Genomic DNA, 21,604 nt, shown 5'->3' on the forward strand with positions numbered 1-21,604 from the left:
ATTAAAATAAATGATTGGTTAAGTTTCAAACAAGATTGAACTTTTTTAATGATCTACAAATATACTCCATATATTTTAGAAGGTAGTACAAAATATTAAATCATATAATTTGCAGTAAAATAAAAATTTTATATAGTAGTATACACTCCAATAGTATGATTATAATATGAATATACCATTTTATATTATGGCTAAAGGAGCAGATATGATAAAAAATATACCTAAAAAAAGATTAACAATGAGAGAAATATGGTCAGAATGTGAATATTTAAATTCATTAAATAAAGAAGAGAAAAATCAATATAAAAGCTTAACTATAGATAAGAAACGTGAAATTTTAAAATATTTTAAAACAACTAAAAATCATAATGATGTATCAAAAGATAATAAATTAAATTCCTTTTTCAAAAAACGTGGTATAGAACATCCTTCCATTACTTTAATTAATGCAACAGATAAAAATAGGGTTGATGTTTTTGTAAATAAACTAGGTAATATGACTGGAATGCTTTCTATGAATTTGGAGAAGCAAATGAATTATAATTATCACATGTCCCAATTAAATCAAAACTTCATTAACACTGCATTGTTGAATAAAATTATTAATCAAAATGATGAAATAATTGAATTGCTAAAAATTATAGAAAATAAAGAATAATTTTCTATATCTTAAATTATATGTAAAACAGTTTAATCATTAAATATACTAAGCATAATTCTAAAAAAACAGTAAGATGTTCCCTAATATAAATCATCTTACTGTTTATTATATTCAATACATAATATAGTAGATATTTAGTTCCTAGAGTTCAGCCCAGCTTATGTCTTCGAATGACAACACTTCTTCATAATTTTATATATAATCACTACTCATCTAAATGTAATTTTATACTACTATAATTTAAAAATTAAGACATCTTTTTATAATTCTAATTTTCTATAATAAAGAGCTCATTAATCATTTATCTAGTATAATAAATTCAACAAAAAATTTTTATTTTTTAAAAAAGGGCAATTCAATTAGAAATATTATTAAACAATTAAAATTGAAAATTAACTTTCTCTTTTTGAACGTTCATAGTTATCTACTATGTATTTTAAACTTAAAATTATTTGGAGTCTTAGTAAAAAACCACTATTATGCAATATTAAATAATATTATTCTTTTTTCTTGCTCAGCATAGTATTTTTCTTCTTTCTCTTTCTTTTTATCATATTCCATTTTTAAATAGACTCCACCAATTATTAATATTATACTTATAAATATAATCAATATCTAGAATACTTTTTTATTCAAAAAATTACTCCTTTGATGTAAAATTATGAAAAAGTTAAAAGACAAAATTATTACATATTATAAACTATCAGATAAAGTTTATGATAGTCCTATTAATGAAAAAGTATTCTCAGTATATTTCGACGGTAAGTCAAAATAAAATTTTAAAATTCAAGCATCACATATCGATAAAGGTAATGGATTTCAAGGCATGGCAGTATCACGAATAGATAGTAATGGTAAAGTTGATAATGACACAGTCTATATGATTTATGCTGGTACTGATATTAAAGAGAATGCAGATTTAGAAACCGATGCAAAGTTAGCTTTTTCTAGTATCTTTAATAATCAAATAAAATCAAACCCAAAAGATTTAAAATTATACAATGAATATAAAGCCTTAAATAACTAAATTATTGACTACAAATATCCTGACAATACTGCTAAAAATTCACAATTTGACGAAGCTAATGCATGTACTGAATCGGTGCTAGAGAAAAGAAATTATAAACATGTTTATGGTGGAGGTCATAGCTTAGACGGAACCATCGCTCAAGTAATGGTCGACAATATTAAGATTAAATAGACTCAGACAAAGCATATTGCTGAAAAATTAAATAATAATCTAAAAGCAATTGATAAAACAATACACCGTTTAGAAGATTATGAGGAAAATTCCAAAAAGCGTGCTAGACAAATTGAAGAAAAGTACAAAAAATCAAATTTCATCGGGTAATTATAAATATATACATGCATCTGACATAGAAAGTTACATGGAAGAACTTACTAAATCCGGAAAATATGATTTTTACGATAAAAAAGAATTTGACTCTACCTTATCGAATCTAAAATCACATAAAAAACAATTAGAACAACTCTCTGAAAAAATTGTAGATGCTGGACAAAAAATGGAAAATCGTGACAAAGAGTTAAGTGAAATGTATCAAATGTTTGAGGATGCATAACAATGGGACTATTGAATGCTGCTAAAGACGGGTTAAAAGAAACAGCCAAAAAAGAGGCAGAATTCATAAAACTTGAATATTTAAAACATGAAATGAAATCTGATGTCAAATCAATGATATATGAAGAAAAAGATAGTTTAGAAAAATATAATGATTCATTTGAAGATTTAATTCAAGCTATATTTGAATTAAAAGGTACATTGATATTTGGATTTGAAGGTAAAACAGCCGATGCTATGGTCGAAACAATGAGTAAATACCATTCAAAGGTCGTCGAAGACCAAAATGCAATTGAGTCATGTATTAGTAGTTGCAGAACCTATGACGGGTGGTTCTAATTATATCATTACTTGTATTTTCTTCTTAAAATAATTTGAAGATGACATACTAATATATTGCGCTTTTTTAAGCCTCAAACTTCTTTATATAAAAAATGTAGTTTTTGTCATAGTCTAATAAACTTTACCGCTTTCTGAGTAGGTCACAATAACTAACCTATCGTTTCGACCTGCCCGTTGTAAATAGATCTAGCAAACCTATATATGTATTGTATTTAAATGTATCTTCCGTAACTTTTTAAAAATTGAGAGAATCATAGTAAACAACAAACGGATTATTTCTCTCATACGCTTTGATTCACACAACTACAACAGCCCCACAACCTATACGGTTGTGGGGCTTCTTTAATAGAGCGACTGAATTTCATTATTGCATTTACCTATTCATGTGATAATTATTATAAATGTTGTCATAACAAATATTTTAATTGACTATTGAATTGCATATAAAATGTCAAAACTGAAAAAACGAAAGTAATTTGGGGTAACATAGATAACAGTATTTACTTTAATATGTCCTTATTACAAGAAGTCCTCAAAACGTAGATATCTTTCAAAAATACAACATACTATTTTTTTCTTAACAATCTACTTTCTACTTTTTTTAAATAGAAATGTGTCATAATTATTTAAAAATTTATTTAAAATATATTATAATTAAATTATAAAAAACAAATTAGTTAGGTATGATGGAAGAAAACTATAATCAAGATCAACAAAGAAAACAATGGGAGCAATTCCAAGAGTATCAGAAGAAACAAACAAGGTGAGCAAAAAAAGAAAAAACGTAAAAAAGGCTGGCTATTCGGTTGTAGCGGTTGTTTAATATTATTAATTTTAATTGTTATTGGTATCTCTGCTTGTACAACCACTTTTACTGGTCACTTAACCTCAAATAATCCAAATGATAACAAATTTTATAAAATAGGAGACACTGCAAAAAACGGTAATTTACAAGTGACAGTAAATTCAGTTGAAAACATGAAATCAGTAGGGCCTTCAGCCTTGCCAACTAACGCTAAAGATACATTTGTTACAGTTGACGTTACAGGTAATAAAGCACTGACAATTGATAGCAATATGTTTAAGTTAAAATCTGGTGGTAAATCTTTAGAAGCTGATTCTCAAGGTTCAATGTCTGCTAATCAAAATGAAGATGGTAGCATTGAAAACTCTTTTTTCTTGGAACAAGTCAACCCTGATAGTACAACTCAAGGAAAAGGAAAAACAATAGCAGTTAGCTCTAAAAAAGATGAAGGTCAAAACAATTTAGTTACGCCTTTAGAGGCTGAAAATAAAACATCCAATTCAAACGTAATTAGTTGTAGTAATTAAAAAAAATGAAGTTCAAAATCCTCAATATAACAAAGAAAGCTTCAAACTCAGAGAGTGAAATTGACCCAAATGTTGTATACCATAATGACAATATATTTAAAGAATGAAAAAACAAACGGTTGAACATAATGAAAATTTTGATCGCAAGAGAGGTGGAGATTTAAATAATGTTGAAACTGGTAACTTTGTAGGAGATGAATGATAAAAAAGGCTTTAACTTAAATATACATTCTTTAACTTAAATATACATTCTATAACTACTTACATTAAGCTTATCTAAATTAAATAATTGGAATTGAATAGACAACTAATTAATACTTGTAATCTTAACTCAGGACTACAATAGTAAAAATAGTTGCTACATTTTACCTTTCTGACTAAACAAATCGTTAAATCAACAACCATACTATTTAGTGAGATAATAACAAAAATATAACTATCTCTTACATTAAAGTACGTCCCTATTTCAAAGTACTGGTTTACAATTAGCTTTTATCTTTGAATCTGATAAACAAAGCCAACTGTTAAAATTAAAGATTGTAATTTATTTCTAAAGTACAATTTTAGTACCACAGTGTTTATCAACATCGTATTTTAATACGTCAATATTTATAGTTAGCTTTACAAAGTTATATAGATTACTATTACTCAAAGCAACACAGGTCTTTTTCTTAGCACTATTATATTTCTGATATAATTTTTTGTCATCAATAAAAGTTGCTGCTTTCACACAATTACAACAGCCCCACAACCTATACGGTTGCGGAGCTACTTAATGGAGACGGCGGGATTCGAACCCGCGTCCAGAGGTCCTGATACAAATCTTTCTACGTGTGTAGTTTATTGATCATTTTCGCATCATGCTCAGCAATAAACAACCAACATGATGCTAGCTTGATTATATTTCATCTAAACAGACTTCAAGCGGCAGTGTTTAGCATATCCTACTAGGGTTGAATCACGTTAACAGCACGTAGGAGATGCTGTTAGGCGATGCAGTGGCTATTACGCAGCTACTGCGAAATTATTGTTTGATTTGTCAGTTATATTTAACCGAAATGTGTTGATGACGGAGCCAACCCTCCAACACGCTTAATAAGCTCTGGAGACCCCTGTCGAATCCAAGAACGTCCCCTCAATTCAAATTAATCTATAAAAAATGACTTTGATTAAATCATCAATAAAATAATTTGTCATTGTAAACTATCATATCAAACATAGCCCAATTAAGCAATGACAATGCTTAATAACGGGCTTTTACCGCACGATCAATATCACGTTTTACCGCTTTTTCTTTAAGCGCTTGACGTTTATCATATTTCTTTTTACCTCTAGCAACGCCTAGTAAGACTTTACATTGACCATGTTTTAAATATAATTTCAACGGAATAATAGAATACCCTATTTCTCGTGTACGTTCACCTAATTTTTGAATTTCCTTTTTATGCAAGAGTAATTTGCGTGTACGTAAAGGATCATGATTAAAGCGATTCCCTTCTTTATATGGAGCAATATGCATATTATTCAGGTACATTTCGCCTCGTCTCACTTGCGCAAAGCTATCCTTTAAATTGGCACTACCACGACGTATGGATTTAATTTCAGTACCACGTAAAGCAATTCCTGCTTCAATCGTATCTTCTATATTATAATCGTGTCTTACTTTACGATTTTCAGCTAATGTACCTGGTGATTTTGATTTTTTCTTAGCCATTAATACTCACCTCTTCTTTGCTGACTATTTTTTCTTGCGACGTGATTTCTTGATCACGCTTTTACTCTTGTAAAATGGTTTATGATGCGTATTACCTTGTTTATCTTTTTTGCGCGCGTTTTTACCTTTACGTTGCTTGCGCTTTTTCTTCTTACCTTTACTATTTTTACTATTAACATCATTTTTAGAATTATCTAATGACTTACCGCGTGTCTTAGCCTGAATCGTCTTACCACGAGCAGGATGTTGTGATTGCGTATTTTTAGGTAACGGCATACCTACAATTTGGAAGTCAATCATACGTTCATCCACATCAACATGAGTCACTTTGACCTTTATTTCATCACCAATGCGAAATACCTTAGCTTGACGTTCGCCAATCAATGCCATTTGACGTTCGTCAAAATGATAATAATCATCTGTCATATTCGCAATATGAACCATACCTTCAATGGTATCAGGTAATTCTACAAACATACCGAAATTAGCAACTGAACTAATGACACCTTCAAATTCATCACCAATATGTTGAATCATATACTCAGCTTTTTTCAACTCATCAGTATCACGTTCAGCTTCAATCGCACGACGTTCCCGTTGTGACGTATGTTCAGCAAGTTCTGGCAGCGTATCTTCCCAATGTCTTAATTCCTTTTTATCCATAGAATGGTCAATTAAATATTTGCGAATCAATCGATGCACTGTTAAGTCAGGATAACGACGTATAGGAGATGTAAAGTGAGTATAGTACTCAGCAGATAAACCGAAGTGCCCTAAATTAACATCATCATAATGTGCTTGTTGCATTGAACGCAACATCATCGTTGAAATGACTATTTGTTCCGGTCTACCTTCGACTTCTTCTTGAATGTTTTGTAAGGTTGTTGGATGAATATCTTCACCTGTACCTTTAATCATAATACCGAAATTGGTAATAAAGTCGAAGAACTGTCTTAATCGGTCAGATTTTGGTTGTTCGTGAACACGATAAATAAATGGTACTTCTAATTTATTGAAGTATTCAGCTACTGTTTCGTTGGCTGCTAACATGAACGATTCGATTAAGCGTTCCCCTTCACCTCGTTCTCTCATTAGCACTTCTGTTGGAATACCTTCGTCATTCACAAGTACTTTCGCTTCATTAATATCAAAATCAATTTCCCCACGACGTTTGCGCATTTGAATCAATCTATTAGATAAATCTTGCGCTAAATCTAACATAGGTGTTAAATCTTTGTATTGTGAACGCGTTTCAGGATCTTGATCAGTGATGATTTTGTTAACTGCGTCGTATGTCATTCTATAGTTAGAATGTATCACACTATCAAAAATCTCATGATTAATTACTTCACCACGCGCACTGATTTCCATACGACAACTTAATGTGAGACGATCCACTTCAGGATTTAATGAACATATTCCATTACTTAAACGGTGTGGAATCATTGGAATCACTCTATCCACGAGATACACACTTGTCGCACGGTCGTACGCTTCTTTGTCTAAAGCTGAATCTTCTTTAACATAATAACTTACGTCGGCAATACTTACTGTAAGCTCGGTGTTGCCATTTTTCAATTTTTTTACAGCGATGGCATCATCTAAATCTTTAGCATCTGGACCATCGATTGTAATCGTCAAGTCATCTCTTAAATCTCGACGACCTTTAATTTCAAATGGTTCTATCACATCTGGTACTTCTTCAGCTTCTTTTAACACTTCATCAGGAAACTCGATTTCTATCCCATGTTGATAAATAATAGACAGTATATCTACGCCAGGATCATTTTTATGTCCTAAGATTGCTGAAACATGTCCTTCTGGATTATCGTTGCTATCCGCATATTTAGTGATTTGAACAAGCACTTTATGTCCATCCACCGCGCCTAAGTTTTGCCCTTTAGGAATAAAGATATCTTGCATAATACGTTTGTCATCCGGTAATACGAAACCAAAATGCTTTGCTTCGCTATACGTTCCAACAACTTGCGTAACTGAATGCTTTTCAATAGATTTTACTTCACCTTCAATTTTACTTTTATGTTCTCCACGAGATTTTTGAATTTCTACGATGACGGTATCTCCATCTAATGCTCTATTGATTTTAGTTGGTGGAATAAAAATATCCTCCATCTCGTCATCTTCAGGTCTTAAAAAAGCAAAGCCTTTTTTATTTTGACTTAACGTTCCTTTGATTAGTTTTGAATTTGTTTTGTTAGATTGTTTACGTTGATATCTGTCTGTTCTCGTACGTTCAATTAAACCAGACTGTTCTAATTCAACGAGTATTTTAATTAAATCTCTAAATGAGTCGGCACTATTTAAACCTAACGCATCTTGAAAGTCAGATACTGACATGGGTTCATAGTCAGGTTGTTTAATCATTTCTTCGATGGATTGCTTTAAAATCATTATGCCCCTCCTTTCTCTCCTACATCTTTATTTTTTACTCTGTCCATTCCAATGATTCTAAAAACTGATATACATCTTCAAAGACTTTCTCTTTTTCTTTATCAATGGTAATCACATGACCTGAATTTTGATACCATTTGATATCTTTTTTATCAGAATCGACATGATTATATATATAATTTGCGGATTGAGGATCAATTATTGTATCTTGTCCTGCTTGTACGACAAGTATTGGGTCAATCACTTCATCGACATGTTCTTTGCCCCCTTTTAGTGTGTCACTCAGTTCTTTCAGGGTTTCAGTTGGATGAAATTGTTCCATTTCTTGGTCAATGGTTTGTTGATTTTTACCTTCATACTTTTTAAAGTTACGTGCATATTCAAGAAATCCTTCATAAATAGAACCTTCTGTTTTATTCTCCATAGGTGCACACATAGTTATAATCCCCTTCACATCTCGATTTAAACTTAGTTCTAATGCAAAGGCGCCACCTAATGATAATCCAGCTACTGCTATTTCTTCGTACCCTTGGTCTACTAAATAATCATAACCATTTAAAACATCTTTAAACCAAACAAAAGGGCTGGATTTTAATATTTCTTCTGGTGGTGCTGCATGTCCCTCATATTGTGGAGCATAAGATGTATAGCCCTTTTTTTGAAGGTAACGTCCGAGTTGTCTTACATCAGCAGAATTACCAGTAAAGCCGTGAAGTAATAATACTGCGCGTTGACCTTCTTCAAAAAAGAATGGTTTTGGTAGTTTAATTTGCATGGTTAAAATCCCTCTCCCTTATCATTACGAACTGAATATTTTATCTATCATTTAAAATATACATGTTAATTTTACTAACTATCACTTAAAGTTCAAATACATAAATCGTGATTCCCTCTAAAATGAGGTTAACAAACATCTCTATCTTTATTATAAAATAAAAAAGTCCGACAAGTATATCGTCGGACTCAGGCTGATAACATTTTTAGTAAACAATTTATGTCTACTTATCATAACTTTATCAGTCTTGGTTGAGATTTATTTACTTCATTAATTCATGTTTATATCTTCTACATACCTAAGTAACTTATGCAAAACATAAGTACAAAGAAAATAACAGCTAGAAAAATTGTTAATCTATGCAAGAATAAATCGACGCCACGTTGTTTTAGTTTACCAAATAACTGTTCTGCGCCACCACTTATAGCACCTGAAAGTCCAATACTTTTACCTTCTTGGAGTAATACAACAGTCACTAATGCAATACAATCTATAATTAATAAAACGATGATTAATGTATGCATAAAAATTGTCCTCCGTTCATTATATACGACACGAATTATAACACATCTTCACTGATATTATCAAACTTCTATCTATTAAAAGTACTCTTACGTAAGATAGAAGCAATTAACATATAAATAGCTATAATAATTGATCCAATCACTACAATTAAAATAGGAAAAATAGCAATGACATTCTTAACATCTAAAATGCCTTGAATAAATAAGTATAAATTTACGAGTGTGAATAGTGCATTTGATACATAAACAGCAAACATGAACCACCATAAGTAAGGATGTCGATTCCAAAACGCAACTACACCAGCTAAGTATGCTAATATATACATTACTCCAGTGTATCTATCACTATTTAAAATATTATGTATCGCTGTATCAGAGGTCTTTTGACCAGCTAAAGATAAAATTGATTTAGCTGTAGATTCATCTATAACAATAAAATGATGAATAATAAGTAAAATACAAAATACTAATGAACTTATAGCAATTAAGCGACCCGTTCTGGTTTCTTTAGCATATGAGTCTTTCATAACGTTACTCCTTTTTAAAAATTACTTCTATCATTATATCAGTTTAAATAAGGATGTTAAAAGGCTTAACTCAATAAAATACCCGTTACAGACTCAACACTGTAACGGGTTTGTAACTTCTTTAGGGCGTGAAACCTAAAGTTTTAAGCGTGAACTATATATTTAGCTATAGCACTATTATTTGTCTAAATTGTAGAAAGATTTAATTCCTTCAAATTTAGCTGTTTCGTATAATTCATCTTCGATACGTAATAATTGATTGTATTTAGCAATACGGTCAGTTCTTGATAATGAACCAGTTTTAATTTGACCTGCATTAGTAGCCACTGCAATATCAGCAATTGTAGTATCTTCAGTTTCACCAGAACGGTGTGATACAACAGCAGTGTATCCAGCTTTTTGAGCCATTTCGATAGCATCGAATGTTTCAGTTAATGTACCAATTTGGTTTACTTTGATTAAGATTGAGTTACCAATACCTTGTTCGATACCTTTAGATAAAATTTCAGTGTTAGTTACGAATAAATCATCGCCAACTAATTGAACTTTATCACCGATACGATCAGTTAATTGTTTCCAACCTTCCCAATCGTTTTCATCCATACCATCTTCAATAGTAATGATTGGATATTTACCAATTAATTCTTCTAAGTAGTCAACTTGTTCTGCTGCGCTACGTTTAGCACCGTGTTCACCTTCGAATTTAGTGTAATCATAAACACCGTTTTCATAGAATTCAGAAGAAGCACAGTCAAATCCTAAGAATACATCTTCACCTGGTTTGTATCCGGCTTTTTCGATTGCTTTGATAATTGTTTCAACCGCATCTTCAGTACCTTCAAATCTAGGAGCGAAACCACCTTCGTCACCTACTGCAGTTTCTAAACCGCGTTTACTAAGGATTGATTTAAGATTATGGAAGATTTCTGCACCCCAACGTAATGATTCTTTAAATGATTCTGCACCTACAGGTAAAATCATGAATTCTTGGAAAGCGATTGGTGCATCTGAATGAGATCCACCATTTACGATGTTCATCATAGGTACTGGTAATTGTTTACCGTTGAATCCACCTAAATATTTGTATAAAGGTTGACCTAATAAGTCAGCTGCTGCACGTGCTACTGCGATAGAAACACCTAAAATAGCATTTGCACCTAATTTACCTTTGTTATCAGTACCGTCTAATTGAATCATCATTTTGTCAATAGATACTTGATCTAGTACTGAAAATTCACCTTCAACAATTTCAGGTGCAATAATTTCGTTAACATTTTCTACTGCTTTAGTTACACCTTTACCCAAATAACGTAATTTATCTCCATCACGTAATTCAACTGCTTCGTGTTCACCAGTAGAAGCGCCTGATGGTACTAAAGCACGTCCGAAAGCACCGCTTTCAGTTAAAACTTCAACTTCAACTGTTGGATTACCACGTGAATCTAAGACTTCGCGAGCGTAAACATCTGTAATAATTGGCATGTTTAATATCTCCTTTAATTATATTATATGGCTATTATAGCCTTTTTTTATTTTTTATAAAATAATATTACATATGAAATTTGGGAAACTTGAAGAATGAATCATTACATCAAGTCTCAATATATCATACATTTTATTAATGATTGATTAATGATTCACCAGTCATTTCTGACGGTTGTTCAACATTTAATAAATCTAATAATGTTGGAGCCAAGTCACCTAAACGTCCAGTTTCTCTTAACGTTACACCTTCTTTTGTAACGATAACTGGTACTGGATTTGTTGTATGTGTAGTCATTGGTTGATCATCATCCGTTAAGACTTGGTCTGAGTTACCATGGTCTGCAGTGATAATCGCATGACCACCCATAGCAATAATTTTATCAACAACTTCTTCTAGACATTCATCTACCGCTTCAATAGCTTTAATTGTAGGTTCTAACATACCACTATGACCAACCATATCAGGGTTAGCGAAGTTTAATAGGATTAAATCTAAGTCACCTTTGTCTAACTCTTCAAGAAGTGCATCTTTAACTTCATAAGCACTCATTTCTGGTTTTAAGTCATACGTAGCTACTTTAGGAGAATCAATTAATCGACGACGTTCTCCTTCAAATTCCTCGTTACGACCGCCACTCATAAAGTAAGTGACATGAGGATATTTTTCAGTTTCAGCAATACGTAGTTGTTTTAAATGATTGTTTTGAGCAACCTCACCGATTGTATTATTTAAATCAACTTTTTCAAATGCAATTTCAGCATCTACATTATCATTGTATTTAGTAAACGTTACATAGTATAAATCATTAACTTGCTCAACTTCGAAACCATCAAACGCTTTGTTAGTAAAGATTTCAGAAAGTTGTGTAGCTCTATCTGGACGGAAATTATAGAATACAACTGCGTCGCCATCATTGACACCATTATTTTGACCTTCAACAATAAATGGTTCAACGAATTCGTCAGTGACATCATTTTTATAATTAGCTTCAACACCTTCTTTAGCAGAAGCATATGATGGGCCTTCAAAATTACGAATTGCGTTGTAAGCACGTTGTTCACGATCCCAACGTTTATCACGGTCCATCGCATAATAACGTCCTGATACTGAAGCGAATTGACCTACACCTAATTCTTCAAATTTAGCTTCAGTTTCTTCGATATATTTAAGTGCTGATTTTTGGTCAACGTCACGACCATCTAAGAAAGCGTGAACGAAAACTTTATCTACACCTTGTTTTTTAGCTAAATCTAAGATTGCAAATAAATGTTTATAGTGGCTGTGAACACCGCCATCAGACAATAAACCAAACACTTGTAATGCTGATGAATGATCCTTAACATGTTTAACAGCATTATTTAACACGTCATTTTTAAAGAAGTCACCATCTTCAATTGATTTATTAATACGCGTTAAACTTTGATATACAACACGTCCAGCACCAATATTCATATGACCAACTTCTGAGTTACCCATTTGACCTTCCGGCAATCCGACATCTAAGCCACTTGCTTCGATTTGAGTTGTTGGATATTTCTCACAATAACGATCAAAATTTGGTTTATGTGCCTGTTTAACAGCATTACCGTGTTCACTTTCACGATTTGCAAATCCATCTAAAATGATTAAGGCAGTTGGTTGTTTAGCCATAATTATTTTGCACCTTCCAATAACTGTACGAAATCTTCAACTTTTAATGAAGCGCCACCTACTAATGCGCCATCAATGTCTGATTGAGCCATGTACTCTTTGATGTTATTAGGTTTAACACTACCACCGTATTGAATACGAGTCGCATCTGCAACATCTTGGCTAGATAATTTAGCTAATGTTTGACGCACATGTACGCACATTTCATTAGCATCTTCAGAAGTTGATGATTTACCAGTCCCAATTGCCCAGATTGGCTCATAAGCAATAACAACTTGTTTAAGTTGTTCATCAGATAAACCTTCTACAGCTTTTTTTACTTGGTTTCCTACAATTTCATTAGCTTTTCCAGCTTCACGTTCTTTGTCTGATTCACCTACACAAATGATTGGTGTCATGTCATGATTAAAGATCGCATGAGCTTTTTTATTCACTTCTTCGTCTGTTTCTTGGAAATAGTCACGACGTTCTGAGTGACCAATAACTACATATTTAACACCTAAATCAGATAATGCTACAGGTGAAGTTTCACCAGTGTACGCACCACTATCTTCAAAGTAAGCGTTTTGTGCACCGATTTTTAATCCTTGTGCTTTACCGTCTTTAACAGCAGTTACTAAAGCATCTAATTGAATTGTTGGTGCACAAATTACTGATTCTACTTCTTTAGGATTAGGTAATGTTGGTAATTCATTTACGAAATCTTTAGCTTCTTGAACTGTTTTATTCATTTTCCAGTTTCCGGCTATAATTGGTGTTCTCATTCATTACACTCCTTAATTTTTAGTATTAAATTTGTAAGTTTAACGATTACTACTTTTTTTAGTCAAATGTTGAAAGTCTTAACTACTTTCTGTTGTCTTTTTCCCATAAAAAAGTATTTAAAAACTTGAGTTTCAACTCAACATTTTGAATTGAATTATTTATTATTGATAGCTTTAATACCAGGTAACTCTTTACCTTCTAAGTATTCTAATGAAGCACCGCCACCAGTTGAGATATGTGTGAAATCATCTTTGAAACCTAGTGAGATTGCTGCCGCTGCAGAATCACCACCACCGATGATTGTTGTAGCATCATTTAATTTCGCGATGGATTCACATACACCGATAGTTCCTTTAGCAAAGTTACTAAACTCGAATACACCCATAGGCCCATTCCATACTACTGTATGAGCACCTTGTAATTCTTTATTGAATAACTCAACTGTTTTTGATCCAATATCCATAGCTTCTTGATCTGAAGGAATTTCATCAATTGAAACTTCAGTGATTTTCGCATCATTTAAGAATTCTTTAGCAACTTTACAATCAACAGGTAAGACAATTTGATCGCTATTGTTTGCTAATAAATCTTTAGCGAAATCAATTTTGTCTTCTTCTAATAATGAAAGACCAATTTCTTTACCTTGTGCTTTTGCAAATGTGTAAGCCATACCGCCACCAATTAAAATTTTATCAGCGATATTTACTAAGTTTTTAATAACATTAATTTTATCTGAAACTTTAGCACCACCTAGAATAGCTACTACTGGTTTATGAGGATCATTAACTACTCCACCAATAAATTTAATTTCTTTTTCCATTAAATAACCAGCTGCTGTTTCTAAGTGAGTAGAAATACCTACGTTTGAAGCATGCTCACGGTGAGCTGTACCAAACGCGTCATTAACGAAGACATCACCTAATGAAGCCCAGTATTTGCCTAATTCAGGATCATTTTTAGATTCTTTTTTACCATCTAAATCTTCGAAACGTGTATTTTCAACTAGTAAAACGTCACCTTCATTTAAGTTCTTAATTGCAGATTCAAGTTTTTCTCCACGAGTTTCTGGAACGAATGTAACTTTCTTACCTAATTGTTTAGATAAATTATCTGCTACAGGTTTAAGTGTAAGACCTTCTTTATCACTTTCTTCTTTAACTTTACCTAAATGAGAGAATAATACTAATTTACCACCTTGTTCGATGATATATTTAATAGTTGGCAAAGCTTGAACAATTCTGTTGTCGTTAGTGATTTCACCATCTTTGATTGGTACGTTGAAATCAGCACGTTCAAGAACAACTTTACCTTTTAAATCTAAATCAGAAACGATTTTTTTAGTCATTATTAATTTCCTCCTTTGATTAGGAAAACTTTATATAAAAATAAGCGGAGAAGCGTTTGTGCTCCCCGCTTACTCATAAGCTTTTATATCTAATTAAACAGTACAAAGCACTAATCAAATTAAAAAATATCGAGAGGGTCATTAACCTCCGTATGATTACTTTAAATAACTTGAATAACGTGCTTATCCGTTAAGCTTCAATTATTTAGAAAGTTCAGCTAAGTGAGCTAATGTACGTACTAATTGAGCTGTGTAAGACATTTCATTATCGTACCAAGCTGCAACTTTTACTAATTGACGGTCACCAATAGTCATTACACGAGTTTGTGTCGCATCGAATAATGAACCATAAGTCATACCTACGATATCAGAAGATACGATTTCATCTTCAGTGTAACCGAATGATTCGTCTGAAGCTTGTTTCATAGCGCTGTTAACTTGGTCAACTGTAACATCTTGTTTGTCTAATACTACAGTTAATTCAGTCAAAGAACCAGTAGCAACTGGAACACGTTGAGCTCCACCGTCTAATTTACCATCAATTTCTGGAATAACTTTACCGATTGCTTTAGCAGCACCTGTTGAGTTAGGAATAATATTTTCTGCTGCTGCACGAGCACGACGTTTGTCACCTTTTCTGTGAGGAGCGTCTTGTGTATTTTGGTCACCAGTATAAGCGTGAATTGTTGTCATGAAACCTTCAACTAAACCAAATTCATCACTTAAAACTTTTGCAACTGGTGCTAGTGAGTTAGTTGTACAAGAAGCACCTGATACAACTGTTTCTGAACCATCTAATATGTCATGGTTAGTGTTGAATACGATTGTTTTTACATCACCTTTAGCTGGAGCTGAGATTAATACTTTTTTAGCACCTGCATCGATGTGAGCTTGTGCTTTTTCTTTATCAGTGTAGAAACCAGTACATTCTAATACTACGTCGATATCTAAATCGCCCCAAGGTAATTTACCTGCATCTGGTTCATCGAATGATTTGATTTCTTTACCATTTACACGGAATCCACCTTCGATGACTTCAACTTCTCCAGTGAAACGACCTTGCATAGTATCATATTTTAATAAATGCGCTAACATATCGTCGTCTGTTAAGTCGTTAACTGCAACTACTTCAAGACCTTCTACATCTTGAATTCTTCTGAATGCTAAACGACCAATTCTACCAAAACCATTAATTGCTACTTTAATTGCCATTATAATGGCCTCCTTTAAAATAATATTTAAAAAGTATTAAACTTTTTATTACTGCTGTAAAATAACTTTTGCTGCGGCTTCATCTGTTATTAAAACAGTATTTTCTGGGGCGATGGAAAGATACGCCTTAATAGCTTCTCCTTTAGACCGACCGCCTGCTACCGCAAAGATAAAATCTTTACTCATAAGGTCTTCAAGTTGTAGTCCAATAGTCTTAACTTTATGAACAATATGACCTTGAGCATCAAAATAATATCCAAAAGCTTCTCCAACGGCTTGATGATGTTGAAGTTTATCAATCACATCTTGAGGTGACTGACGTCTATACGCCATCTTCAGCGCATCACCAATGCCGTGTACTGTAACATTCGCTTGTTTAATTTTATCTAGAGTGTGCATAACCGATGGCTCTAACATTAACGTATCATATGTAGATTCGCTAACATTATCTGGTACATATAATGTTGTATAATAACCACCAGCTTGTTGAGCCATGCTAGAAGAAATTGTATTAGCTTGGTAAACTACGTTCTCACCTAGTCCACCTCTAGCTGGTACAAAAAATACATTGAAGGGCAACAAATGAATTGATTCACTGACATAAGCCATTGTCGAACCACCTGTTACTGACACAATAGCATCTTCGTAAAGTATGCTTTCTAATAATTGTCCAGCTTGTTGACCAATTTCTCTTTTGACCGGTTGACTCGTATCAGAATCACCCGGAATAACATGTACATCTTTAATATGATATTTGTCTTTAATGGCTCTTGCCATTTTGTGATCATCAGTATAAACATTGAAGTAATCACTCAATTGCGACAATACTTCAGTGCCTTCACGTGTAATTTCCATGCCTGTGGGTTTTACGCTGATTAACTCTTGTTTCTTTAACATATCTGTTTCAGATCTCAAAACCCTCTCAGTCATGTCCATATGTTCACTTAAACTTCGTCTTCCCACTGGTTGATTTTGCGAGATAGTAGTTAAAATATAAAAGCGTCTATACATCTTATCAACGAGGTCTGGTATGAGCTTTTGTTGAACTTTGATTAAGTCTTTCACTACTACCTTCCTCCTTATATCTTTATAAAAAGGTATTTGAGAGATACTTACAACCAATCTTTGACTTTTTCTGTCCCGACCGGGACAATTTTTAACCTCTTTACAATTGCAATAGTACTATTACGTACTATAAATTGCAAGGGAATTAACTCAATTTTCATTATAATTTGTAAATAATTGGAGTAGAAATTTGAAGTAGCTCAGTCACACCTCTGCCAATTGCTAATAATTCATATATTCCACTACCTTTCCAGGGAAATTTTACCCTGGCTACATTATCATTAATCATATATTTTAAATACTTAATTTTTCCTTTATAATTTATATAATCATAATTAAGTAATGAAGAGGGATATAAATGTCTAAAGAAAATCGCTCACATGATAAAGTTGAAGTTATAGATCCAAGTGATGAGAGATATAAAAACGATGATTATTTTAAAGAAAAGAATCATCATTATTCTCATAACAATAAACAAATTTATAAGCACACATATTCTTATGGTTGCACGCATACTGGTTGCGGATGTTCACTCGGTTGTCTATCAATATTATTGATATCTTTCATACTGTCACTATTAATTTATTGGATGATATAAACACGAAAATGCCAACGTCAAAAATTAAAGACGTTGGCATTTTATATTAGTGATTTTGTGTTTTGATTACTAGCACTCTGACAGCTTGAGCGTTGGTTGCTAGCACTTCTTTGATTATTTTGTTGAGTTGATTGTTGTGATTGACTCGAATTTCTTTGTGATGATTGACTACTGTTACGATTAGAAGTGCTATTAGATGATGATTGACTGGAATGATTTTGTTGTGGTTTTTGCTGTGTAGATAGTTTCTCTTCCGTACTTGGTGTTTCTTTTGAATCAGAACTATCTTGTTTAGATTTTTGCTTTTCTTGTGTTTTAGGTTCTTGTGTTGATTTTTGTTGCGTTTGTTTTTCTTGAGTACGAGGTTGTTGGGTTCTTTGCTGTTGAGTCGGAGATTGTGTTGTACGTCTTTGTTGCGTTGATGATTGCGTCGTTTGTTGTGAAGGAACCTGTTGTGTTTGTTGAGTGTCCTTCATTTTGTCCTTTTCTTTGTCTTTCTTTTTATCCTTTTCATCTTTTTTCTTATCGTGCTGTTCTGTTGTTTTGTCATTTAAACGCTCGTTTGCCTTTTTTGAACTATCAACGAAAGAATAAATTCCAAAAGCCAAGCCAATAAGTAGCAGTAATACTACAATTGTACTAATTATTTTGGCAATACCGCTCATTTATTACATACCTCTCTTTCAAATGGTAGAAAATGGTTTATAATTAAAAATGAGTTCATAAAATGAACGCATAATCTATATCATTAAATGAATTTTTAAGATTTGGAGTTTAAAATGCAATAACTACACTTTAAAATCTAGCAAAACTAAAACTTTTAATTTTAATGATGAACTAACTTTACAACAAATACATCATTTAATATTACCTTAAAGCTATATAGTTAAATATAACTATCTCATATATGATAACATCATAGTAATTGATAAACATCATTTTTAAATAACTTAATTAAAACTTAATGCGAAATGGTAAGTGATTATTTTGAGTAAATTAAATTATAATGAACTTTTTAAAGACATTAATCAAAAAGGTTTAAAACGTATGATGATTGAGAATGAAAATTTCGACTCAAATGAAGACCATCATATTGTAGGATTTATCATTACAGTTGTTATTGCTACCCTCTCAATTTTAACAATATGGTTATTAGAAAAATAATCATTTTTAATCTATAAAACATTAACCTTATTTCGCTTTTATTAAACAATGGATACTTTACTGAAAGTGAATTCAAGTAATTTTTATAAAATGTGGTATACATATATTAGGACAAAAAAAGGATCCATACGTTTCTCGCATGGATCCACTACTAAAGGGAGTCAAAATTTACCTTCGTTAGTATATTATGGGGTATACTCATACTAATTAAGAGATGTTTAATTAATTATCGAAGGTACAATTTTATTATAACTGATATACTTTAATTTTAAATGCGTAATCCAAAAATTATTTGACATCTTATTGTCTAAAAAATGTATAAAATTTGAATATTAATAATATCTATCAATAAGGTTAGCACGTTTATATTTAAAAATGAGGTGAAAGAATGAAACGTTATTTAATTACAGGTGGAACTGGAATGGTAGGTTCACACTTAGTGAATGAAATCAAGAACACTGATGCACAGATTACAATTTTAACAAGGCAAGATAAAATGTCTTATCACCCAAATATCATGTATGTCAATTGGTCAAAAGAAGGTTGGCAACAAAAAGTTCCTGAGATTGATGTGGTTATTAATTTAGCTGGTGCAACGTTAAACAAAAGATGGACGCAATCTCATAAACAAGATATGATGGTCAGCCGAATACAATCTACACAAGCGCTTTATGAGTTATTCGAAGCACGCTCCAAAAAGCCTGAGATATTGTTTAATGCAAGTGCAATGGGATATTACCCACAAGATTTGTATTATAGTTATACTGAATTATATAAAACGTTACCTTTTGACTTCTTATCAGACATTGTTTATCAATGGGAACGTTTCGCAAATAAATTCAAACATTTTGGCACCCGTGTCCTGTTAGGTCGATTCGGTCTTATACTTTCTGATGATGGTGGTGCACTTCAAACAATGGAAATGCTTTATCGTTTTTATGTGGGAGGTAAACTAGGTTCAGGTCAACAGTGGTATTCATGGATTCACATTGACGACTTAATTAGAGCAATTTTATTTACAATTGAGAATAAAGAAGCGCAAGGTCCCTTTAACTTAACAGCACCAATTCCAGAAAGACAAAATTTATTTGGTTACACATTAGCACGTGCGATGCATAAACCACATGAAACTTGGGCTCCAAAGTTAGCAATGCGTTTAATTTTAGGCGAAATGTCTACAATCGTGTTAGATACTCAAAAAGTTTTACCAAATAAATTACATGCGCTAGGATTTGAGTTTAAATATAATAATTTACGTAATGCTTTAGATGATTTAGTTAGAACTTAAGAATTACAAACTATGAAGAAGGTTTATAGAATGAAAGACAATCAATTAACTTATATTTTGTTAATTATTGCTAGTATTTTACTTATTGCTAATGGGATATTTGCATTTGATCATACACTGCCAATGATAATTATGTCTATATTATTTATTGCTATAGGATTAATATTATTAATTTTTACATTACGAGCTTTTATCAAATTATTAAAAAGTTAAGAAAATAATGTTCGTATAAACATAAAAAGCCTTAGAATGAATTCAATGAGTTAGAAATCATTCTAAGGCTTTTTATTTTATGTGTGAGATAACTTTTAGGAATTATTTACCTTTTGGTTCCATCACTTCATCAATTAATCCATATTCTTTAGCTTCTTCAGCAGTTAAGAAGTTATCACGATCAGTATCTTGTTGAATTTTTTCAATAGACTGATCAGTACGTTCAGCTAAAATACGATTTAATTTTTCACGAGTTTTTAAAATGTGATTAGCTGCAATTTCAATTTCAGTAGCTTGACCTTGAGCACCACCTAAAGGTTGGTGAATCATTACTTCAGCATTTGGTAATGCGAAACGTTTACCCTTTGCACCTGCTGCTAGTAAAAATGAGCCCATTGATGCAGCCATACCAATACAGATTGTTTGTACATCTGGTTTAATATGTTGAATTGTATCATAGATAGCGAATCCTGCTGTTACACTACCACCTGGTGAATTAATATATAAGTAAATATCTTTTTCAGAGTCTTGTGCTTGTAAGAATAATAATTGAGACACGATAGAATTTGCTACATTATCATCAATTTGAGACCCTAACATAATAATACGGTCTTTTAATAAACGTGAATAAATATCATATGCACGTTCACCACGATTTGTTGTTTCAATAACTGTAGGAATTAAATTCATCTATTTTTCCTCCTTGTAATAACTGTTATACTTATTTTACCTTAAAAGTCAAAAATGGTCAAAAACTTAAACTATTAAAATCAATTTGACACCTAACTCTATCATTTGTAAACTAGAATTATCGCTTTTAATTGTACTGTTATCTAAGATTTTAGTACAGAGATATGATTATTTATTAACTTACCCCTCGTAGTGTAATGGATAACACATGAGATTCCGGTTCTTAGAATGGAGGTTCGATTCCTCTCGAGGGGGTTAAAGC

21 protein-coding genes, 1 tRNA gene, 1 other RNA gene and 2 pseudogenes are annotated in these 21,604 nt (G+C 32.1%); 10 read left to right on the top strand and 15 right to left on the bottom strand.

Annotated elements, in window-relative coordinates:
- Positions 1 to 187 precede the first annotated feature (187 nt).
- Positions 188 to 658 (top strand): hypothetical protein, encoded by a 471-nt coding sequence (locus tag DYE57_RS09205; RefSeq protein ID WP_126517396.1) that lies wholly within the window; start codon positions 188 to 190, stop codon positions 656 to 658.
- Between the two features lie 492 nt (positions 659 to 1,150).
- Here DYE57_RS09205 and DYE57_RS12905 read toward each other — a convergent pair.
- Positions 1,151 to 1,276: pseudogene (locus DYE57_RS12905) on the bottom strand (DUF1433 domain-containing protein); the annotation flags it as partial.
- Positions 1,277 to 1,487: 211 nt separating this feature from the next.
- Between DYE57_RS12905 and DYE57_RS09210 the strand changes: the two are divergent.
- From DYE57_RS09210 to DYE57_RS09225, 4 genes and pseudogenes are all read left to right on the top strand, one after another.
- Positions 1,488 to 1,688, top strand: a complete 201-nt coding sequence (locus DYE57_RS09210; protein ID WP_115313775.1) for a hypothetical protein — start codon at positions 1,488 to 1,490, stop codon at positions 1,686 to 1,688.
- A 286-nt stretch (positions 1,689 to 1,974) separates the two neighbouring features.
- Positions 1,975 to 2,241 carry a hypothetical protein gene (locus DYE57_RS09215; RefSeq protein WP_232619654.1) on the top strand — a complete coding sequence of 89 codons (267 nt, stop codon included), beginning with the start codon at positions 1,975 to 1,977 and terminating at the stop codon, positions 2,239 to 2,241.
- 2 nt (positions 2,242 to 2,243) lie between these two features.
- Positions 2,244 to 2,579 carry a hypothetical protein gene (locus tag DYE57_RS09220; protein ID WP_115313776.1) on the top strand — a complete coding sequence of 112 codons (336 nt, stop codon included), beginning with the start codon at positions 2,244 to 2,246 and terminating at the stop codon, positions 2,577 to 2,579.
- Between the two features lie 689 nt (positions 2,580 to 3,268).
- Positions 3,269 to 3,800, top strand: a pseudogene (locus DYE57_RS09225) (DUF4352 domain-containing protein); the annotation flags it as partial.
- 887 nt (positions 3,801 to 4,687) lie between these two features.
- Here the strand turns inward: DYE57_RS09225 and ssrA are convergent.
- From ssrA to DYE57_RS09290, 12 genes are all read right to left on the bottom strand, one after another.
- Positions 4,688 to 5,049: a transfer-messenger RNA gene (gene ssrA / locus DYE57_RS09235) on the bottom strand.
- Between the two features lie 108 nt (positions 5,050 to 5,157).
- Complete coding sequence (smpB, locus tag DYE57_RS09240; RefSeq protein ID WP_115313778.1) at positions 5,158 to 5,628, bottom strand: SsrA-binding protein SmpB; 471 nt, start codon at positions 5,626 to 5,628, stop codon at positions 5,158 to 5,160.
- Between the two features lie 24 nt (positions 5,629 to 5,652).
- Entirely contained in the window at positions 5,653 to 8,040 is a 2,388-nt protein-coding gene (gene rnr / locus DYE57_RS09245) for a ribonuclease R (protein ID WP_115313779.1), read from the bottom strand.
- Positions 8,041 to 8,074: 34 nt separating this feature from the next.
- The gene (locus DYE57_RS09250; protein ID WP_115313780.1) at positions 8,075 to 8,815 is read right to left on the bottom strand and encodes an alpha/beta hydrolase; all 741 of its coding nucleotides are present in this window, start codon (positions 8,813 to 8,815) and stop codon (positions 8,075 to 8,077) included.
- A 290-nt stretch (positions 8,816 to 9,105) separates the two neighbouring features.
- Complete coding sequence (gene secG / locus DYE57_RS09255) at positions 9,106 to 9,339, bottom strand: preprotein translocase subunit SecG (RefSeq protein WP_115313781.1); 234 nt, start codon at positions 9,337 to 9,339, stop codon at positions 9,106 to 9,108.
- Positions 9,340 to 9,407: 68 nt separating this feature from the next.
- Complete coding sequence (locus DYE57_RS09260; RefSeq protein ID WP_115313782.1) at positions 9,408 to 9,866, bottom strand: hypothetical protein; 459 nt, start codon at positions 9,864 to 9,866, stop codon at positions 9,408 to 9,410.
- A gap of 177 nt (positions 9,867 to 10,043) precedes the next feature.
- A complete protein-coding gene (eno, locus tag DYE57_RS09265; RefSeq protein WP_115313783.1) occupies positions 10,044 to 11,348 on the bottom strand; it encodes a surface-displayed alpha-enolase in 1,305 nt (434 codons plus the stop codon).
- Between the two features lie 136 nt (positions 11,349 to 11,484).
- Entirely contained in the window at positions 11,485 to 13,002 is a 1,518-nt protein-coding gene (gene gpmI, locus DYE57_RS09270; RefSeq protein WP_115313784.1) for a 2,3-bisphosphoglycerate-independent phosphoglycerate mutase, read from the bottom strand.
- Between the two features lie 2 nt (positions 13,003 to 13,004).
- Positions 13,005 to 13,766: a triose-phosphate isomerase gene (gene tpiA, locus DYE57_RS09275; RefSeq protein WP_115313785.1), complete on the bottom strand. Its 762-nt coding sequence runs from the start codon at positions 13,764 to 13,766 to the stop codon at positions 13,005 to 13,007.
- A gap of 155 nt (positions 13,767 to 13,921) precedes the next feature.
- On the bottom strand, positions 13,922 to 15,112 hold the full coding sequence (locus tag DYE57_RS09280) for a phosphoglycerate kinase (RefSeq protein ID WP_115313786.1): 1,191 nt from the start codon (positions 15,110 to 15,112) through the stop codon (positions 13,922 to 13,924).
- Between the two features lie 201 nt (positions 15,113 to 15,313).
- Positions 15,314 to 16,324, bottom strand: coding sequence for a type I glyceraldehyde-3-phosphate dehydrogenase (gap, locus tag DYE57_RS09285; RefSeq protein ID WP_115313787.1), 1,011 nt, complete (start codon positions 16,322 to 16,324; stop codon positions 15,314 to 15,316).
- A 48-nt stretch (positions 16,325 to 16,372) separates the two neighbouring features.
- Positions 16,373 to 17,389 (bottom strand): sugar-binding transcriptional regulator, encoded by a 1,017-nt coding sequence (locus tag DYE57_RS09290; protein WP_115313788.1) that lies wholly within the window; start codon positions 17,387 to 17,389, stop codon positions 16,373 to 16,375.
- Positions 17,390 to 17,747: 358 nt separating this feature from the next.
- On the opposite strand from DYE57_RS09290, the gene DYE57_RS09295 reads away from it, so the two are divergent.
- On the top strand, positions 17,748 to 17,987 hold the full coding sequence (locus DYE57_RS09295) for a hypothetical protein (RefSeq protein ID WP_115313789.1): 240 nt from the start codon (positions 17,748 to 17,750) through the stop codon (positions 17,985 to 17,987).
- A 41-nt stretch (positions 17,988 to 18,028) separates the two neighbouring features.
- On the opposite strand, the gene DYE57_RS09300 is transcribed toward DYE57_RS09295, so the two are convergent.
- A complete protein-coding gene (locus DYE57_RS09300; RefSeq protein ID WP_115313790.1) occupies positions 18,029 to 18,652 on the bottom strand; it encodes a DUF4887 domain-containing protein in 624 nt (207 codons plus the stop codon).
- Positions 18,653 to 18,974: 322 nt separating this feature from the next.
- Between DYE57_RS09300 and DYE57_RS11885 the strand changes: the two genes are divergently transcribed.
- From DYE57_RS11885 to DYE57_RS09310, 3 genes are all read left to right on the top strand, one after another.
- On the top strand, positions 18,975 to 19,151 hold the full coding sequence (locus DYE57_RS11885; RefSeq protein ID WP_165417893.1) for a hypothetical protein: 177 nt from the start codon (positions 18,975 to 18,977) through the stop codon (positions 19,149 to 19,151).
- A gap of 388 nt (positions 19,152 to 19,539) precedes the next feature.
- On the top strand, positions 19,540 to 20,439 hold the full coding sequence (locus DYE57_RS09305; protein ID WP_115313791.1) for a TIGR01777 family oxidoreductase: 900 nt from the start codon (positions 19,540 to 19,542) through the stop codon (positions 20,437 to 20,439).
- A gap of 30 nt (positions 20,440 to 20,469) precedes the next feature.
- Positions 20,470 to 20,652, top strand: coding sequence for a hypothetical protein (locus DYE57_RS09310; RefSeq protein ID WP_115313792.1), 183 nt, complete (start codon positions 20,470 to 20,472; stop codon positions 20,650 to 20,652).
- A gap of 102 nt (positions 20,653 to 20,754) precedes the next feature.
- Here the strand turns inward: DYE57_RS09310 and clpP are convergent, their stop codons facing one another.
- Complete coding sequence (gene clpP / locus DYE57_RS09315) at positions 20,755 to 21,342, bottom strand: ATP-dependent Clp endopeptidase proteolytic subunit ClpP (RefSeq protein ID WP_115313793.1); 588 nt, start codon at positions 21,340 to 21,342, stop codon at positions 20,755 to 20,757.
- A 183-nt stretch (positions 21,343 to 21,525) separates the two neighbouring features.
- On the opposite strand from clpP, the gene DYE57_RS09320 reads away from it, so the two are divergent.
- Positions 21,526 to 21,597: transfer RNA gene (locus DYE57_RS09320), tRNA-Arg, on the top strand.
- The last annotated feature ends 7 nt before the right edge of the window (positions 21,598 to 21,604 follow it).

Source organism: Staphylococcus saccharolyticus (genome assembly GCF_900458815.1).
In the GTDB taxonomy this organism is placed as follows: Bacteria; Bacillota; Bacilli; order Staphylococcales; family Staphylococcaceae; genus Staphylococcus; species Staphylococcus saccharolyticus.

What these genes read in the sequence shown, in the direction of transcription:
- rnr (WP_115313779.1), bottom strand. Translation starts at nt 8,040, where the DNA reads ATGATTTTAAAGCAATCCATCGAAGAAATGATTAAACAACCTGACTAT.
- tpiA (WP_115313785.1), bottom strand. Translation starts at nt 13,766, where the DNA reads ATGAGAACACCAATTATAGCCGGAAACTGGAAAATGAATAAAACAGTT.
- DYE57_RS09210 (WP_115313775.1), top strand. Translation starts at nt 1,488, where the DNA reads ATGGCAGTATCACGAATAGATAGTAATGGTAAAGTTGATAATGACACA.
- secG (WP_115313781.1), bottom strand. Translation starts at nt 9,339, where the DNA reads ATGCATACATTAATCATCGTTTTATTAATTATAGATTGTATTGCATTA.
- gap (WP_115313787.1), bottom strand. Translation starts at nt 16,324, where the DNA reads ATGGCAATTAAAGTAGCAATTAATGGTTTTGGTAGAATTGGTCGTTTA.
- DYE57_RS09205 (WP_126517396.1), top strand. Translation starts at nt 188, where the DNA reads ATGGCTAAAGGAGCAGATATGATAAAAAATATACCTAAAAAAAGATTA.
- DYE57_RS09305 (WP_115313791.1), top strand. Translation starts at nt 19,540, where the DNA reads ATGAAACGTTATTTAATTACAGGTGGAACTGGAATGGTAGGTTCACAC.
- clpP (WP_115313793.1), bottom strand. Translation starts at nt 21,342, where the DNA reads ATGAATTTAATTCCTACAGTTATTGAAACAACAAATCGTGGTGAACGT.
- DYE57_RS09310 (WP_115313792.1), top strand. Translation starts at nt 20,470, where the DNA reads ATGAAAGACAATCAATTAACTTATATTTTGTTAATTATTGCTAGTATT.
- gpmI (WP_115313784.1), bottom strand. Translation starts at nt 13,002, where the DNA reads ATGGCTAAACAACCAACTGCCTTAATCATTTTAGATGGATTTGCAAAT.
- DYE57_RS09260 (WP_115313782.1), bottom strand. Translation starts at nt 9,866, where the DNA reads ATGAAAGACTCATATGCTAAAGAAACCAGAACGGGTCGCTTAATTGCT.
- DYE57_RS09250 (WP_115313780.1), bottom strand. Translation starts at nt 8,815, where the DNA reads ATGCAAATTAAACTACCAAAACCATTCTTTTTTGAAGAAGGTCAACGC.
- DYE57_RS09300 (WP_115313790.1), bottom strand. Translation starts at nt 18,652, where the DNA reads ATGAGCGGTATTGCCAAAATAATTAGTACAATTGTAGTATTACTGCTA.
- eno (WP_115313783.1), bottom strand. Translation starts at nt 11,348, where the DNA reads ATGCCAATTATTACAGATGTTTACGCTCGCGAAGTCTTAGATTCACGT.
- DYE57_RS09280 (WP_115313786.1), bottom strand. Translation starts at nt 15,112, where the DNA reads ATGACTAAAAAAATCGTTTCTGATTTAGATTTAAAAGGTAAAGTTGTT.
- DYE57_RS09295 (WP_115313789.1), top strand. Translation starts at nt 17,748, where the DNA reads ATGTCTAAAGAAAATCGCTCACATGATAAAGTTGAAGTTATAGATCCA.
- DYE57_RS09220 (WP_115313776.1), top strand. Translation starts at nt 2,244, where the DNA reads ATGGGACTATTGAATGCTGCTAAAGACGGGTTAAAAGAAACAGCCAAA.
- smpB (WP_115313778.1), bottom strand. Translation starts at nt 5,628, where the DNA reads ATGGCTAAGAAAAAATCAAAATCACCAGGTACATTAGCTGAAAATCGT.